The organism is Ramlibacter sp. bp-362, from assembly GCF_054956735.1.
On record NZ_JBUDXE010000006.1, the window covers coordinates 210749 to 223260 of the forward strand.

The 12512-nt window shown below is 73.3% G+C and carries 16 protein-coding genes; 10 read left to right on the forward strand and 6 right to left on the reverse strand.

The features are described 5' to 3' along the window. Positions 1 to 6 precede the first annotated feature (6 nt). The 3 genes from ACY0MJ_RS10685 to ACY0MJ_RS10695 are packed head-to-tail and all read left to right on the forward strand — an operon-like array spanning position 7 to position 2400. On the forward strand, positions 7 to 438 hold the full coding sequence (locus ACY0MJ_RS10685) for a universal stress protein (RefSeq protein WP_462638405.1): 432 nt from the start codon (positions 7 to 9) through the stop codon (positions 436 to 438). A 31-nt stretch (positions 439 to 469) separates the two neighbouring features. Beyond that, positions 470 to 1921: an amidase gene (locus ACY0MJ_RS10690; protein WP_462638407.1), complete on the forward strand. Its 1452-nt coding sequence runs from the start codon at positions 470 to 472 to the stop codon at positions 1919 to 1921. Next, positions 1918 to 2400 (forward strand): Mut7-C RNAse domain-containing protein, encoded by a 483-nt coding sequence (locus tag ACY0MJ_RS10695; protein ID WP_462638408.1) that lies wholly within the window; start codon positions 1918 to 1920, stop codon positions 2398 to 2400. Before ACY0MJ_RS10690 ends, ACY0MJ_RS10695 begins: the two co-directional genes overlap by 4 nt. Here ACY0MJ_RS10695 and ACY0MJ_RS10700 read toward each other — a convergent pair. Beyond that, entirely contained in the window at positions 2390 to 2593 is a 204-nt protein-coding gene (locus ACY0MJ_RS10700) for a hypothetical protein (RefSeq protein WP_462638410.1), read from the reverse strand. The genes ACY0MJ_RS10695 and ACY0MJ_RS10700 overlap by 11 nt on opposite strands. A 113-nt stretch (positions 2594 to 2706) precedes the next feature. On the opposite strand from ACY0MJ_RS10700, the gene ACY0MJ_RS10705 reads away from it, so the two are divergent. Then, entirely contained in the window at positions 2707 to 3684 is a 978-nt protein-coding gene (locus ACY0MJ_RS10705) for a Bug family tripartite tricarboxylate transporter substrate binding protein (protein ID WP_462638411.1), read from the forward strand. Here the strand turns inward: ACY0MJ_RS10705 and ACY0MJ_RS10710 are convergent. Beyond that, positions 3671 to 4585, reverse strand: a complete 915-nt coding sequence (locus ACY0MJ_RS10710; RefSeq protein WP_462638412.1) for a diacylglycerol/lipid kinase family protein — start codon at positions 4583 to 4585, stop codon at positions 3671 to 3673. The two genes, ACY0MJ_RS10705 and ACY0MJ_RS10710, sit on opposite strands and share 14 nt — an antisense overlap. A 42-nt stretch (positions 4586 to 4627) precedes the next feature. On the opposite strand from ACY0MJ_RS10710, the gene ACY0MJ_RS10715 reads away from it, so the two are divergent. Beyond that, positions 4628 to 5146: a DUF421 domain-containing protein gene (locus tag ACY0MJ_RS10715; RefSeq protein WP_462638414.1), complete on the forward strand. Its 519-nt coding sequence runs from the start codon at positions 4628 to 4630 to the stop codon at positions 5144 to 5146. Here the strand turns inward: ACY0MJ_RS10715 and ACY0MJ_RS10720 are convergent. Next, positions 5136 to 5831, reverse strand: a complete 696-nt coding sequence (locus ACY0MJ_RS10720; RefSeq protein WP_462638416.1) for a uracil-DNA glycosylase family protein — start codon at positions 5829 to 5831, stop codon at positions 5136 to 5138. The two genes, ACY0MJ_RS10715 and ACY0MJ_RS10720, sit on opposite strands and share 11 nt — an antisense overlap. A 137-nt stretch (positions 5832 to 5968) precedes the next feature. Here ACY0MJ_RS10720 and ACY0MJ_RS10725 point away from each other — a divergent pair, with 137 nt between their 5' ends. Both ACY0MJ_RS10725 and iaaH read left to right on the forward strand, forming a co-directional pair. Further along, positions 5969 to 6238, forward strand: a complete 270-nt coding sequence (locus tag ACY0MJ_RS10725) for a YkvA family protein (protein ID WP_462638417.1) — start codon at positions 5969 to 5971, stop codon at positions 6236 to 6238. A gap of 64 nt (positions 6239 to 6302) precedes the next feature. Then, positions 6303 to 7808 (forward strand): indoleacetamide hydrolase, encoded by a 1506-nt coding sequence (gene iaaH, locus ACY0MJ_RS10730; protein ID WP_462638418.1) that lies wholly within the window; start codon positions 6303 to 6305, stop codon positions 7806 to 7808. Between the two features lie 51 nt (positions 7809 to 7859). On the opposite strand, the gene ACY0MJ_RS10735 is transcribed toward iaaH, so the two are convergent. Both ACY0MJ_RS10735 and ACY0MJ_RS10740 read right to left on the reverse strand, forming a co-directional pair. Beyond that, positions 7860 to 8816, reverse strand: coding sequence for an aldo/keto reductase (locus tag ACY0MJ_RS10735; RefSeq protein ID WP_462638420.1), 957 nt, complete (start codon positions 8814 to 8816; stop codon positions 7860 to 7862). A gap of 2 nt (positions 8817 to 8818) precedes the next feature. Next, positions 8819 to 9319, reverse strand: a complete 501-nt coding sequence (locus ACY0MJ_RS10740; protein ID WP_462638421.1) for a cupin domain-containing protein — start codon at positions 9317 to 9319, stop codon at positions 8819 to 8821. Positions 9320 to 9452: 133 nt separating this feature from the next. On the opposite strand from ACY0MJ_RS10740, the gene ACY0MJ_RS10745 reads away from it, so the two are divergent. Both ACY0MJ_RS10745 and ACY0MJ_RS10750 read left to right on the forward strand, forming a co-directional pair. Continuing rightward, complete coding sequence (locus ACY0MJ_RS10745; RefSeq protein ID WP_462638422.1) at positions 9453 to 9923, forward strand: hypothetical protein; 471 nt, start codon at positions 9453 to 9455, stop codon at positions 9921 to 9923. 136 nt (positions 9924 to 10059) lie between these two features. Further along, entirely contained in the window at positions 10060 to 10533 is a 474-nt protein-coding gene (locus ACY0MJ_RS10750; protein ID WP_462638423.1) for a hypothetical protein, read from the forward strand. On the opposite strand, the gene ACY0MJ_RS10755 is transcribed toward ACY0MJ_RS10750, so the two are convergent. Continuing rightward, positions 10530 to 11153: a TetR family transcriptional regulator gene (locus ACY0MJ_RS10755; RefSeq protein ID WP_462638425.1), complete on the reverse strand. Its 624-nt coding sequence runs from the start codon at positions 11151 to 11153 to the stop codon at positions 10530 to 10532. The genes ACY0MJ_RS10750 and ACY0MJ_RS10755 overlap by 4 nt on opposite strands. 110 nt (positions 11154 to 11263) lie before the next feature. Here ACY0MJ_RS10755 and ACY0MJ_RS10760 point away from each other — a divergent pair, with 110 nt between their 5' ends. Continuing rightward, positions 11264 to 12508: an efflux RND transporter periplasmic adaptor subunit gene (locus ACY0MJ_RS10760; protein ID WP_462638426.1), complete on the forward strand. Its 1245-nt coding sequence runs from the start codon at positions 11264 to 11266 to the stop codon at positions 12506 to 12508. Positions 12509 to 12512 lie beyond the last annotated feature (4 nt).

Here is a 12512-nt window from a genome sequence, read left to right on the forward strand (position 1 = left end):
CCCGCCATGCGGCAGTTGCTGGTCGCCGTCGACCCGCACAGCCCCGCGCGCACCCGCTCCGCCATCGAACAGGCGGTGCGGATCTGGCGCGAGGAGTTCGTGGGCGTGCGCCTGGTGCGGGTGCAGCCCCGGCTCTCGGGGCACGTCGCGATGTTCTTCGGCACGCGCGAGCTGCAGGCGCTGCAGCTGGAGCAGGGCAACGAGGAACTGAAGTACGCGCAGTCGCTGCTGGACGCCGCGGGCGTGCCCTATACCAGCACGGTGCTGGTGGGCCGCAGCGCGGAGGCCATCGCGCAGGCCGCGCGCGAGTTCGGCTGCGACCGCATCCTGTTCGGCGAGGAAGGCCCCAGCCTCGCCGGCCAGGTGTTCGGCTCGCTGGCCGAGCAGGTGCGCCACCTGCTGGGCCCGGGCAACGCCTACCAGGTGCTCGGCTCCTGACCGCGGGCCGCCGCGGCGGCATACTGCGGCCATGACACCTGCCGACCTGCTGGCGCTCGACGCGGGCACGCTGTCGCGGCGCATCGCCGCGCGCGAGCTTTCCTGCCGCGCGCTGATGGAGGCGAGCCTCGCGCGCATCGCCGCCCTCAACCCGCTGCACAACGCGATCGTGTCCCTGCGGCCGCCCGAGGCGCTGCTGGCCGAGGCGGACGCGCGCGACGCGCAGCTCGCGCGCGGCGAGCGCTGCGGCTGGATGCACGGCTTCCCGGTCGCGATCAAGGACCTGAGCGACGCCGCGGGCCTGCCGACCATGCGCGGCTCGCGCACCGCCACCGGGCAGCCCGCCGCGGCCGACGCGCTGTTCGTGCAGCGCATGAAGCAGGCCGGCGCGATCGTGATCGGCAAGACCAACACGCCCGAGTTCGGCCTGGGCTCGCACACCTACAACCAGGTGTTCGGCATCACGCGCAACGCCTGGGATCCGGCGCGCTCCGCCGGCGGCAGCAGCGGCGGCGCGGCCGTCGCCATCGCCCTGGGCATGCTGCCCGTGGCCGACGGCAGCGACTTCATGGGCTCGCTGCGCAATCCCGCGGCCTTCAACAACATCGTCGGCTTCCGGCCCTCGTTCGGCCGCGTGCCGGGCGCGCCGGCCGACGACGCCTTCTTCGCGCAGCTGGGCACCGAGGGACCGATGGGCCGCACGAGCGAGGACGTCGCGCGCCTGCTTTCCACGATGGCGGGCTGGGACGCGCGGGCGCCGCTGTCGCTGGCGGAGACCTTGCCGGATCCGGACGATGCTGACCCGATCGCCTGCGCCCCCGGACGCCGCATCGGCTGGCTGGGCCCCATCTGGCCGGACCTGCCGCTGGAGCCCGGCGTCGGCGCGGTGTGCGAGTCCGCGCTGCAGCGGCTGCAGGATGCCGGCTACGTGGTGGAGCCTTGCACGCTGGACGTGCCGCGCGACGCCACCTGGACGGCCTGGCTGCGCCTGCGCCAGATGCTCACGGCCGGCAAGCTGGCAGCCACCTACGCGCAGCCGCGGCTGCGCGCGCTGATGAAGCCCGAGGCCGTGTGGGAAGTCGAGCAGAGCTTCGAGCTGACCGGCGCGCAGGTGTGGCAGGCCTCGGTGCAGCGTACCGCCGTGTACCACGCGTTCCGCCGCCTGTTCGAGCGCTACGACTACGTCGCCGCGCCCGCATCGCAGGTCTTCCCCTTCCCTGCGGAGCAGCACTGGCCGAAGGAGATCGCGGGCGTCGCGATGGACACCTACCACCGCTGGATGGAGATCGTCGCGCCCTTCACCCTGGCCGGGCTGCCGGTGGCCAGCGTGCCGGTGGGCTTCGGCGCGGCCGGCCTGCCCATGGGCCTGCAGCTCGCCGGGCCGCCGCGCGCCGACCTGCGCGTGCTGGCGCTGGCGCGCGCCTGGGAGGCCATCGCCGGCTGGCCCGCGCAGCGGCCGCCCGCGGTCGCGCGGCTCGCTTGAACCCGCCGCGCTTCGCCGCCGACGCGATGCTGGGCCGGCTCGCGCGCTGGCTGCGCGTCCTCGGCTACGACACGAGCTACGACATGACGCTGGCCGACCCGGTGCTGGTGCGCCAGGCCGGCGAGGAAGGGCGCATCCTGCTCACGCGCGACCGCCACCTGCTGAAGGAGCTGCGGCCGGCCCGCGCGCACGAGGTCCGGCAGGACGAGCCGCTGCTGCAGCTGAAGGACCTGGTGGACACGCTGGAGCTGGCGCCCCCGTCCGCGCTCTTCACCCGCTGCCTGCTTTGCAATGCGGTGCTGCGGGTGCTGGACGACGCCGAGGCCCGTCCGCTGCTGCCCGCCGACGTGCAGGACGTGCCGGGCCCGGTGCGGCAGTGCCCCGCCTGCGGCCGCCTGTACTGGGACGGCTCGCACGTGCGGCGCATGCGCGCCGCCCTGGAGCGGGTGCTGCCGGGCTGGGGTTCCCCTAGGGGCTGAGCTTCTTCAGCTGCTCGCGCAGCCGCCGTTCCTCCTGCTGCAGCATGTCCAGCTGTCGGCGCAGGGCGGCGAGCATCGGGTCGCCGGGGGGGCAGGTGGCCGCGGCTTCGCGCATTCGCGCCTCGCAGTCGCGGATCCCGGGCTCCAGGGTGCGCAGCGCCGCGCGCAGTTCTTCTTCTTGGGCAGTCGGCATGGCGCGGGATTCTCCGGCGGCTCGCGTGTTTCGAGCTGTGTGCTCGGGAAACCGTTGGTATGCAAACACCGGCGCGGGCCCCAGAATGCGGCTCCCGAACCAAGGAGACAAGCATGAACAAGCGCCTGTGGCTGCGCGCCGCCCTGCTGGGGACGTCCGCGCTGGCCCTGCTGGCCGTCGCGCACGCGGAGGACTTCCCGCCGAAGAAGACCGTGACCCTGGTGGTCGGTTTCGCTCCCGGCGGCGCCGCCGATGCGGCCGCCCGCCTGATCGCCAAGAAGCTCGGCGACAACGTCGGCCAGACGGTGGTGGTCGAGAACAAGGCCGGCGCCGGCGGCAACATCGCCCACCAGCTGGTCGCCAACGGCCCGACGGACGGCTCCATGCTGCTGCTCGGCTCGATCGGCCCGCTGACGATCGCGCCGCACATGATGAAGCTGCCCTACGACCCCTTCAAGGACCTGGCGCCGGTCTCGGGCGGCGTGCACTTCCCCAACGTGCTCGTGGTGAACGCCAACTCCGGCATCAGGACGCTGGCCGATTTCGTGGCGGCGGCGCGCAAGCAGCCGGGCTCCGTCACCTTCGCGTCCACCGGTTCGGGTTCCGCTTCGCACCTGACGGGCGAGCTGTTCGCGCAGGAAGCCAAGGTGGAGATGGTGCACGTGCCCTACCGCGGCGGCGCGCCCGCCATGCAGGACCTGCTGGCCGGCCGCTTCACCGGCTACTTCGCCGCCCCGCCCACGGCCCTGCCGCACATCGCGGCCGGCAAGCTCACGCCGCTGGCCACCACCGGCCTCACCCGGCCGGCCTACCTGCCCAGCGTGCCGACCGTGGCGGAGCAGGGCTTCCCCGGCTTCGAGGCACTGAACTGGTATGCATTCGTCGCCCCCGCCGCCACGCCCGCGCCCGTCCTCGATCGCTGGAACCAGGAGATCGTGAAGGCGCTGAAGGATCCAGCCGTGGGCGAGCAGCTGGCCAAGCTGGGCCTCACGCCGCACCCGACCACCCGCGCCGAGCTCACGCAGTTCATGCAGCGCGAATCCGCCAAGTGGGGCGCGATCGTGCGCGATCGCAAGATCACGGCGCAGTAGGCGGCGCGGGCACCAGCACCTGCAGCGCGCCCGGCCGGATGCGGTAGCGCAGCGGCGTGTCCATCATCGCGACCTCGCCGTCGGTGGCCACGCGGATGCGCGCATGCCGCGTGCTCACCACGAACGCCGGCCCGGTGAGCAGCGCGAAGTCCACGTCCTGCCGCAGCCGCCGCAGCAGCGCGCGGCAGGCGAGCACCAGCAGGCCCAGCCGCCCGTGGCGGCGCCCGATGTACAGCGCGAGCTCGCCGCCTTGCAGCGAGGCGCGCGCGCCGATGCGGAAGCCTTCCATGCCGTAGCGGTTGTTGCCGACGAAGACGAAGGGCGTGCGGTGCAGCTGCGCCTCGCCTTCCGCGTCCACCCGCACGGCGAGGCCGGCAGGGTGCTCGAGCGCGTGCAGCGTCGCGCTGGCGAAGGAGCGCCACTTGCCCTTGCCCAGGCGCATCTGCTGCAGCTCGCGCTCGCGCACGATCTCCGGGTACAGCCCCAGGCTGGAGTTGTTGATGAACACGTGGCCGTTGACCTCTCCCACGTCCACGTTCAGCACGCGGCCGTGCGCGATGGTGCGGATCGCGTCGTCCAGCGCCAGCGGGATGCCCAGGTCGCGCGCGAAGTGGTTGAGCGTGCCGAGCGGCAGCACGCCCTGCACGAGGCCCGTCCCGGCGAGCTGCGCGGCCACCGCGCCCTGCGTGCCGTCGCCACCGCCGGCCACCACCAGGCCCACGCCGCCGGCGCGGGCGCGTTCCACCAGCGCGGCGATGGCGACGCCCTCCTGGAGCAGCACCACCTCGGCCGGCAGCCCGGCCGCGGCGAAGCGGTCGCGCAGCGTTTCGGCCGCGGCCGGGTCGGTGCCGCCGCCCGAGCGGGCATTGACGATCACGAGGGCGCGGCGGGCAGCGGGCATGGACGCGCCCCGAGGATAAGGCCGCGGCGGTGACAATGGGCCATGGACAGCCTGCCCGTGTTCTTCAGCAGCTGGGGCTCGCTCGGGCGCGTCGTCGCCATCGGCGTGCCGCTGTACCTGTTCCTGGTGGCGGTGCTGCGCTGGGGCGGCAAGCACAGCCTGGCCAAGACCAATGCCTACGGGCTCGTCGTCACGGTGTCCATGGGCTCCGCCCTCGCGTCGGCGGTGCTCACGCGCGAGGTGAGCCTGGCCGACGGCGCTCTCGCCATCGTGCTGCTGCTGGCCCTGCAGTACCTGCTGGCGATGGCCGCCAGCCGCTCGCGGCGCGTCGGCCGCCTGCTCACGGGCAAGCCCTCGCTGCTGCTGCGCGACGGCCGCCTGCTGGAGGACAACCTGCGCCAGGAGCGCGTCTCGCGCGAGGAAGTGCTGGCGGCCGTGCGCAAGCAGGGCCTCGGTTCGCTGGAGCAGGTGGCGGCGGTGGTTCTGGAGACCGACGGCAGCTTCAGCGTCGTCGTCGACCGCGGGCCGAGCGGCTCGGCGCTGGAGGACGTCAGCGACTGAGGCGCTCCAGGCAGGCCTCCAGCAGCGCGGGGAAGGCGGCGCGTCCCTTCACGTTGCGCGGCGAGGGATGCGGCAGCGGATGCACCTGCAGCAGCCGCTCCCGCCCGTCCGCGGCGAGGCGCACGGGCACGCCCGGCCCGGGTTCCAGCACGCGGGCCCAGCGCGCATCGAAGGCGTCGCGGACCTCGCGCGGCTGGCCGTGGGCGAACCAGCGGAAGGCGTGCTCGCCGAGCGTGACCACCGCCGCGCCGTTCCAGCGCGCGAGCAGGCAGTGCAGCACCAGCGGGCGGAAGGCGTGGCGCACGCGCGCGTTCCAGACGTCATTGCCGCGCGGCTTGTAGGGCACGATGTTGAGCCAGAAGAAGCGCTCGCCCGCGCGCAGCAGCTCGGGCAGCCCGCCATCGGCGGGCGCATCGCCGGCGTGCGCCAGCAGGCCGCGGCGCAGCAGCCGGCCCGCCTCGCCGACGAAGGGTTGGCGCAGGCGCAGTTCCTCCATGCCGGGATCGCGGCCGAAGAAGCACGCGGGTGCGTCGCGCGGTCCAAAGCCCACCAGCGGTTCCAGCGGATCGCGGCCCGCCGCCGTGTAGGCGGCCTCGTCCAGACCGTTCCGCGGCAGGTCCAGCGTGGCGGCGAGCGCGCGGAAGCGCGCCAGGAGGTGTTCGTCGTCTTCTTCGGGGAGGGTCATGCCAGGGCGCGAATTTTCACGCGCAGGGGCGTATCTTCGGGCACGGCGGCGCAACGTGCCGCGCCGGGCCTTGCAGGGCGGCACGGCGGCGCCATGTACGGCGGACGGGCCCCGCCGGGGCCGGACGGGGAAAGCCGATGTGGAAGCGCCTGACGCTCTTGTGGACCGTGCTGCGCGGCGATGCGCGCCAGCTCTGGGCGGCCTTGCGCCATCCGGCGGCGCCGCGCTGGCTGAAGATCGGCACGGCGCTGATCGTCCTGTACGTGCTCTCGCCGGTGGACCTGCTGCCGGACTGGATCCCGGGTTTCGGCTTCCTTGACGACGTGGTGCTGGTGCCGCTGGCGATCCGCTGGCTGCTCAAGCGCCTGCCGCCGGAGATCGCGCGCTCGGTGGCGGGGCGCCGCTAGGCACGTTGCCATCCCCGCTGCCGGGGTTTAGAGTGGCCGCGAACTGGAGAAAGGCAGCAGCGCCATGGAACGCATCCGCCTTGCCGGCCTGTCCGCCGCCCTCGTGCTGGCAGGCTGCGCCACCACTCCCGCGCCGCAGCCCCCCGACATTCCCCGCCTGACCGCAAGCGCCATCGCCGCCGGCGTCTGCCGCGGCACGTTGACCAGCGAAGCCGTCACGCGCGCCTACCTCGCCCGCGCCCGCGAGCGCGCCGACCACAACGCCTTCATCACCCTCGACGAAGCCGGCGCGCTGCAGGCGGCCCGCCAGGTGGATGCGCGCCGCGCCGCCGGCGCGCCCTGCCTGCCGCTGCTGGGCGTGCCGGTGGCCATCAAGGACAACATCGAGGTCGCGGGACTGCCTGCCACCGCGGGCACGCCGGCCCTGCACGCCTTCGTGCCGACCCGCGACGCGCCCGTCGTGCAGCGCCTGCGCGCCGCCGGGGCCGTCGTGCTCGGCAAGACCAACATGCACGAGCTCGCCTTCGGCATCTCGGGCTACAACCCGGCGTACACGCCGCCGGAGCGCGTGGGCGTGCGCAACGCCTGGGACAGCGCGCGCATGGCGGGCGGCTCCTCGTCCGGCAACGGGGTCGCGCTTGCCTTGCGCATGGCGCCGGCGGCGCTGGGCACCGACACGGGCGGCTCCGTGCGCATTCCCTGCGCGCTGAACGGCTGCGCGTCGCTGCGGCCGACCGTGGGGCGCTATCCGCTCGCGGGCATCGCGCCGATCTCGCACACGCGCGACACGGCGGGCCCCATGGCGGTGAGCATGGACGACGTGGACCTGCTGGACCGGGTCGTCACGGGCGCGCCCGCCACCGCGCCGGCCGACCTGCGCGGCGTGCGGCTGGGGCTCGCGCCCGAATTCCTGCGCAACCTCGACGCCGACACGCAGGCCGCGTTCGACGCCGCGCTCGCGCGCCTGCGGGCTGCCGGCGTCACCATCGTCCCCGTCACGCTGCCGGGCCTGGGCGACCTCAACGGCAAGGTGAGCTTCCCGGTCGCGCTGTACGAGGCTTACGACGACATGGTGGCCTGGCTGCGCGCCAGCGGCGCCGGCATCACGATCGAGCAGCTGGCGCCGCAGATCGCGAGCCCCGACGTGAAGGCCACCTACCAGGGCCTGGTGCTGCCACGCCTGCTGCCGACGCCGAATGGCGGCACGACGCCCGCCGCCCCCGTGTACCAGGCGGCGATGGCGAGCGGGCGGCCCGCGCTGATGCGCCTGTACGCCGACACCTTCCGCAAGCACCGTCTCGATGCGCTCGTGTTTCCCACCGTGCCTCGCACGGCGCCGCTCGCGAACCCGGACGCGAGCAGCCTCGAGACCTTCCTGCTGTTCATCCAGAACACGGATCCGGGCAGCAACGCCGGGATTCCCGGCATCCAGCTGCCGATCGCGCTGGGCGCGACGAGCGGCCTGCCGGTGGGGCTGGAACTCGACGGGCCGTCGGGGAGCGACCGCCGCCTGCTGGCGATCGGCCGCGCGATGGAGCGCCTGCTCGGACGGCTGCCGCCGGCGCCGTAGCGCGCCCCCGCCCCTCACCCCGGCCCTCTCCCCACAGGGGAGAGGGAGACTTCAGGCGCTGGCCTCGTCCAGCGAGCGCACGACCTCCGCCGGCAGCCGCAACTGCGCGGCCTGCACCAGTTCCTGCAACTGCGCGAGCGAGGTCGCGCTCGCGATCGGCGAGGTGATGCCCGGACGCGCCATCACCCATGCGACCGCCACTTGCGCCTGCGTGCTTCCCAGCTGCTGCGCGGCGCGATCGAGGGCGGCCAGGATGCGGCGGCCGCGGTCGTTCAGGTACCTGGCGACCGTCGCCGTGCCGCGCGCGCTCTTGCCCGCGTCCTCCGGTGTGCGGTACTTGCCGCTCAGGAAGCCGGCGGCCAGCGCGTAGTAGTTCATCACGCCGACCTGCTCGCGCCGGCACAGCGGCTGCAGCTCGCGCTCGAAGTCGGCGCGGTCGACCAGGTTGTACAGCGGCTGCAGCGATTCGAAGCGCGGCAGCCGCTGCGTCCGGCTCGTCTCCAGCGCCTGCCCGAGCCGCGCGGCGCTGTAGTTCGACGCGCCGATCGCCCGCACCTTGCCTTCCTCGATGAGCCGCGCGAAGGCCTCCAGCGTCGCCGCGAGCGGCGTGGCCTCGTCGTCCTTGTGCGCCTGGTACAGGTCGATGCGCTCGACGCCCAGGCGCCGCAGCGAGGCCTCCACCGCTTCGCGGATGCGCTTCGGCGCGAGGCCGACGCGGCCCTCGCCCATGTCCATGCCCACCTTGGTCGCGATCACCACCTTGTCGCGGCGGCCGCCCTGTTTCAGCCAGCGGCCGATCACGGTCTCCGACTCGCCGCCGGCGTGGCCGGGCGCCCAGCGCGAATAGACGTCCGCCGTGTCGATGAAGTTGAAGCCCGCGTCGACCCACGCGTCGAGCAGGGAGAACGAGGTGCGCTCGTCGGCCGTCCAGCCGAACACGTTGCCGCCGAAGCACAGCGGCGAGACCTGCAGGTCCGAGCGGCCGAGGCTGCGGTATTCGATCGCCATGTTCACACCCCTCCGTGCGGATGCGTGGGGTCGACCCAGAGCACCTGCTCGGGCTTCTCCGCCGGCTCGATGTCCAGGTTGACGGCCACGGCCTCGCCGTCGCTGCGGCAGAGGACGCACTCCAGCACCTCGGTCGGGCTGGCGTTGATCTCCTGGTGCGGCACGTAGGGCGGCACGTAGATGAAGTCGCCGGGGCCGGCCTCGGCCGTGAACTCCAGGTGCTCGCCCCAGCGCATGCGCGCGCGGCCCTTCACCACGTAGATCACGCTCTCCAGGTGGCCGTGGTGGTGCGCGCCGGTCTTCGCGTTGGCATGGATGGTCACGGTGCCGGCCCACAGCTTCTGCGCGCCCACGCGCGCGAAGTTGATCGCGGCCCGGCGGTCCATGCCGGGCGTCTGCGCCGTGTTGGCGTCGAGCTGGTGGCCGGGGATGACGCGCACGCCGTCGTGCTTCCATTTGCCGTCGTCGTGTCCGTGGGGATGCGGGTGCTCATGCTGGCTCATGGCGCGCAGCGTACACCTTCGCGCCGGCAGCCGCACCCGCCCGGCGCTTACCTTCGTCTAGCCGCGCTGGCCGACAGCAGCCGCTGCGCGCTTCCTACGGATGGGCGAACGGCGGATGCCTAAGCTTGCGGCCATGAAGAAAGCCTTCCTGCAGCCCCTGCTGACCCGCGCCGTTCCCCTCCTGTGCGGCCTTGCGCTGGCCGGCGTCGCCGCCGCCGAGCCGCCCGCGATGAGCAAGAGCGCGTACGAGGCGGCCAAGGACCACATCGAGGCGCAGTACAAGGCGGACCGCAAGTTCTGCGGCGGCCTCAAGGACCACCTGCAGGAGCTGTGCCAGGCGCAGGCGCGCGGCAAGGCCGATGCGGCGAAGGCGGAGCTGGAAGCCCGCTACGACCCCAGCCCCGAGGCGACGCTGGAGGCGCGCCGCGTCATCGCCGAGGCGAACTACAAGGTCGACAAGGTCGAATGCGAGGCCAAGCGCGACGACGACGCGCGCGACCGCTGCATCGACATGGCGAAGGCCGCGCGCGAAGCCGCCGTGCGCCAGGCCAAGGTGGAGAAGGTGCAGGCCACCGGCGGCTACTTCTCCGCGCGCAAGCGCTGACGCATCGCGCCGCCTGCCCGGCGCCAGCGTGCGACTACAGGGGCAGGGCACGCGTTCCTACGCGCGGCCGCGGCCGCGCCGCGTTGGTGGAAGGGGAGTCCTCCTGAAACCCACCACGCAAGAAAGGAACGCTTCCATGAAGCTGCAAGTCACCACGCTCGCCCTCGCGCTCGGCTGCGCCTTCTGCGGCAGCGCGCTCGCCGCCGACGCCACCGCCATGAGCAAGGATGCGCACAAGGCCGAAAAGGAGAAGATCGAGGCGCAGTACAAGGCCGACAAGAAGGCCTGCGACGCGATGAAGGCCAATGCCAAGGACGTCTGCAAGGCGGAGGCCAAGGGCAAGGAAGACGTCGCCAAGGCCGAACTCGAGGCGCAGTACAAGCCGAGCGCCCGCGCCGACCAGAAAGTGAAGCTCGCGAAGGCCGATGCCGACTACAAGGTCGCCAAGGAGAAGTGCGACGACCAGAAGGGCGCGGCCAAGGACACCTGCAGGAAGGAAGCGAAGACGGCGCACGATGCGGCCCGCGCGGCCGCCATGCCGCCGCAGACGGCGGCGGCCGGACCGGGCACGGCGGCCAGGGCCAAGGCGCAGGCCGGCAAGGGGAGCTAGTCGGGCTCGAGACCGAGGCCGCGGAGGAAGGCGTCGACCGACTTCATTCCGCAGGCCTCCAGGTCGAAGGCCTTCGGGTCCAGCAGCCAGTTCTGCGTGAGGCCGTCCAGCAGGGCGTGCAGTCCCTGCGCGGCCAGCGTGGCCGGCACCGGCAGGCGCTTGCCGCGCACGGCGGCGCCCTGCCGCAGCACGTTGCGGAAGCGCTCGAGCCACAGGGCGCGCACCCGCAGGTGGCGCGCCCGCACGGCGCACAGGCTGTCGACGTATTCCACCTTGTGCGTCGCCACCTCGAACACGCGGCGCGTCTGCGGGTCGTGCACCGTCTGGCGCAGCGCCGCCCGCAGCGACTTCTTCAGGCCCGGCAGGGGATCCTCCTCCGGCGCCGCGTCCACCAATGACAGGGCCGCCTGCAAGGGCATCGCGACCCGGTCCATCATCGCGTTGAACAGGTCCGCCTTGTCCTTGAAGTGCCAGTAGATGGCGCCGCGGGTGGTGCCCGCCGCCTGCGCGATGTCGTTCAGCGAGGTGCCGGCGACGCCCTGCGCCAGGAACACGCGCTCCGCCGCATCCAGCAGGCTGTTGCGGGTGGCGAGGGCGTCTTCCTTGGAACGGCGGGCCATGGCAGGGCCGGACTATACATGCAAGCTTGTATGTATATACTCGCGGCTTTCGCCGGCCTGCCGTCCCGGGGCCGCAGCGTGTCCTTCCCATCCTCTCAGAACAACGATCCATGGCTGCTCGCTTGCCGCGGACCCTTGCGTGGTCCCTTCTCTCCCTGCTCCTGCTCGGCCTCGCCGCCTGCGGCAAAGGCAACGGCGGGGCGCCGCAGGCCGGGGCCACGCCGCCGCCGCCGGAAGTCGGCGTCGTCACCGTGGCCACCAGCGACATCGGCCTCGTGACCGAACTGCCCGGGCGGCTGGAGCCCTCGCGCGTGGCGCAGGTGCGGGCGCGGGCCGCCGGCATCGTGCAGCAGCGGCTGTTCCGCGAAGGCAGCGACGTGAAAGCGGGCCAGGTCCTGTACCGCATCGACCCGGGCCCCTACGCCGCCGCGCACGCCAGCGCGCAGGCCGCGGTGGTGAAGGCGCAGGCCAACCACGCGCAGGCCGCGGCCCTGGCGCAGCGCTACAAGCCGCTGGTGGAAGCCAACGCGATCAGCAAGCAGGAATACGCCAACGCGGTGGCCGCCGAGAAGCAGGCCGAGGCCGACGTGGCGGCGGCGCGCGCGGCGCTGCGCACCTCCGAGATCAACCTGGGCTATGCCTCGGTCACGGCGCCGATCTCCGGGCGCATCGGCCGCTCGCTCGTGACCGAGGGCGCGCTGGTGGGGCAGGGCGAGGCGACGCCGCTGGCCGTGATCCAGCAGATCAACCCGCTCTACGTCAACTTCACGCAGTCGGCCACCGAGGTGATGAACCTGCGCCGCGCCCTGGAGCAGGGCAAGCTCAAGCGCGCCGGCGCCGAGGGCGCGCAGGTGCGCGTGGTGCTGGAGGACGGGACCGAGCACCCCCAGCCCGGCAAGCTGCTGTTCGCCGACCTCAGCGTGGACCAGGCCACCGGCCAGGTGACGCTGCGCGCCGAGGTGCCCAACCCGCGCGCCATGCTGCTGCCCGGCATGTTCGTGCGCGTGCGCCTGGAGCAGGCCAAGGCCGCGAACGCGATGCTGCTGCCGCAGCAGGCCGTCACGCGCTCGCCGCAGGGCGACACGGTCATGGTCGTGGCGGCGGACGGCCAGGTGAGCCCGCGCACGGTGAAGATCGGCGGCTCGCAGGGCGGCCACTGGGTGGTGCTCGAGGGCCTCAAGCCCGGCGAGCAGGTGATGGTGGACGGCTTCCAGAAGCTGCGGCCCGGCGCGCCGGTGAAGCCCGTGCCCTGGGGCGCGGGTGGCGCCGCGGCAGGTCCCGCCGGCACGGCCGCCGTGCCGGTGAAGCCGGCCTCGGCCCCCGCGTCCGCGGCCTCGCAGGCCAGGAAGGGCTGAGGAC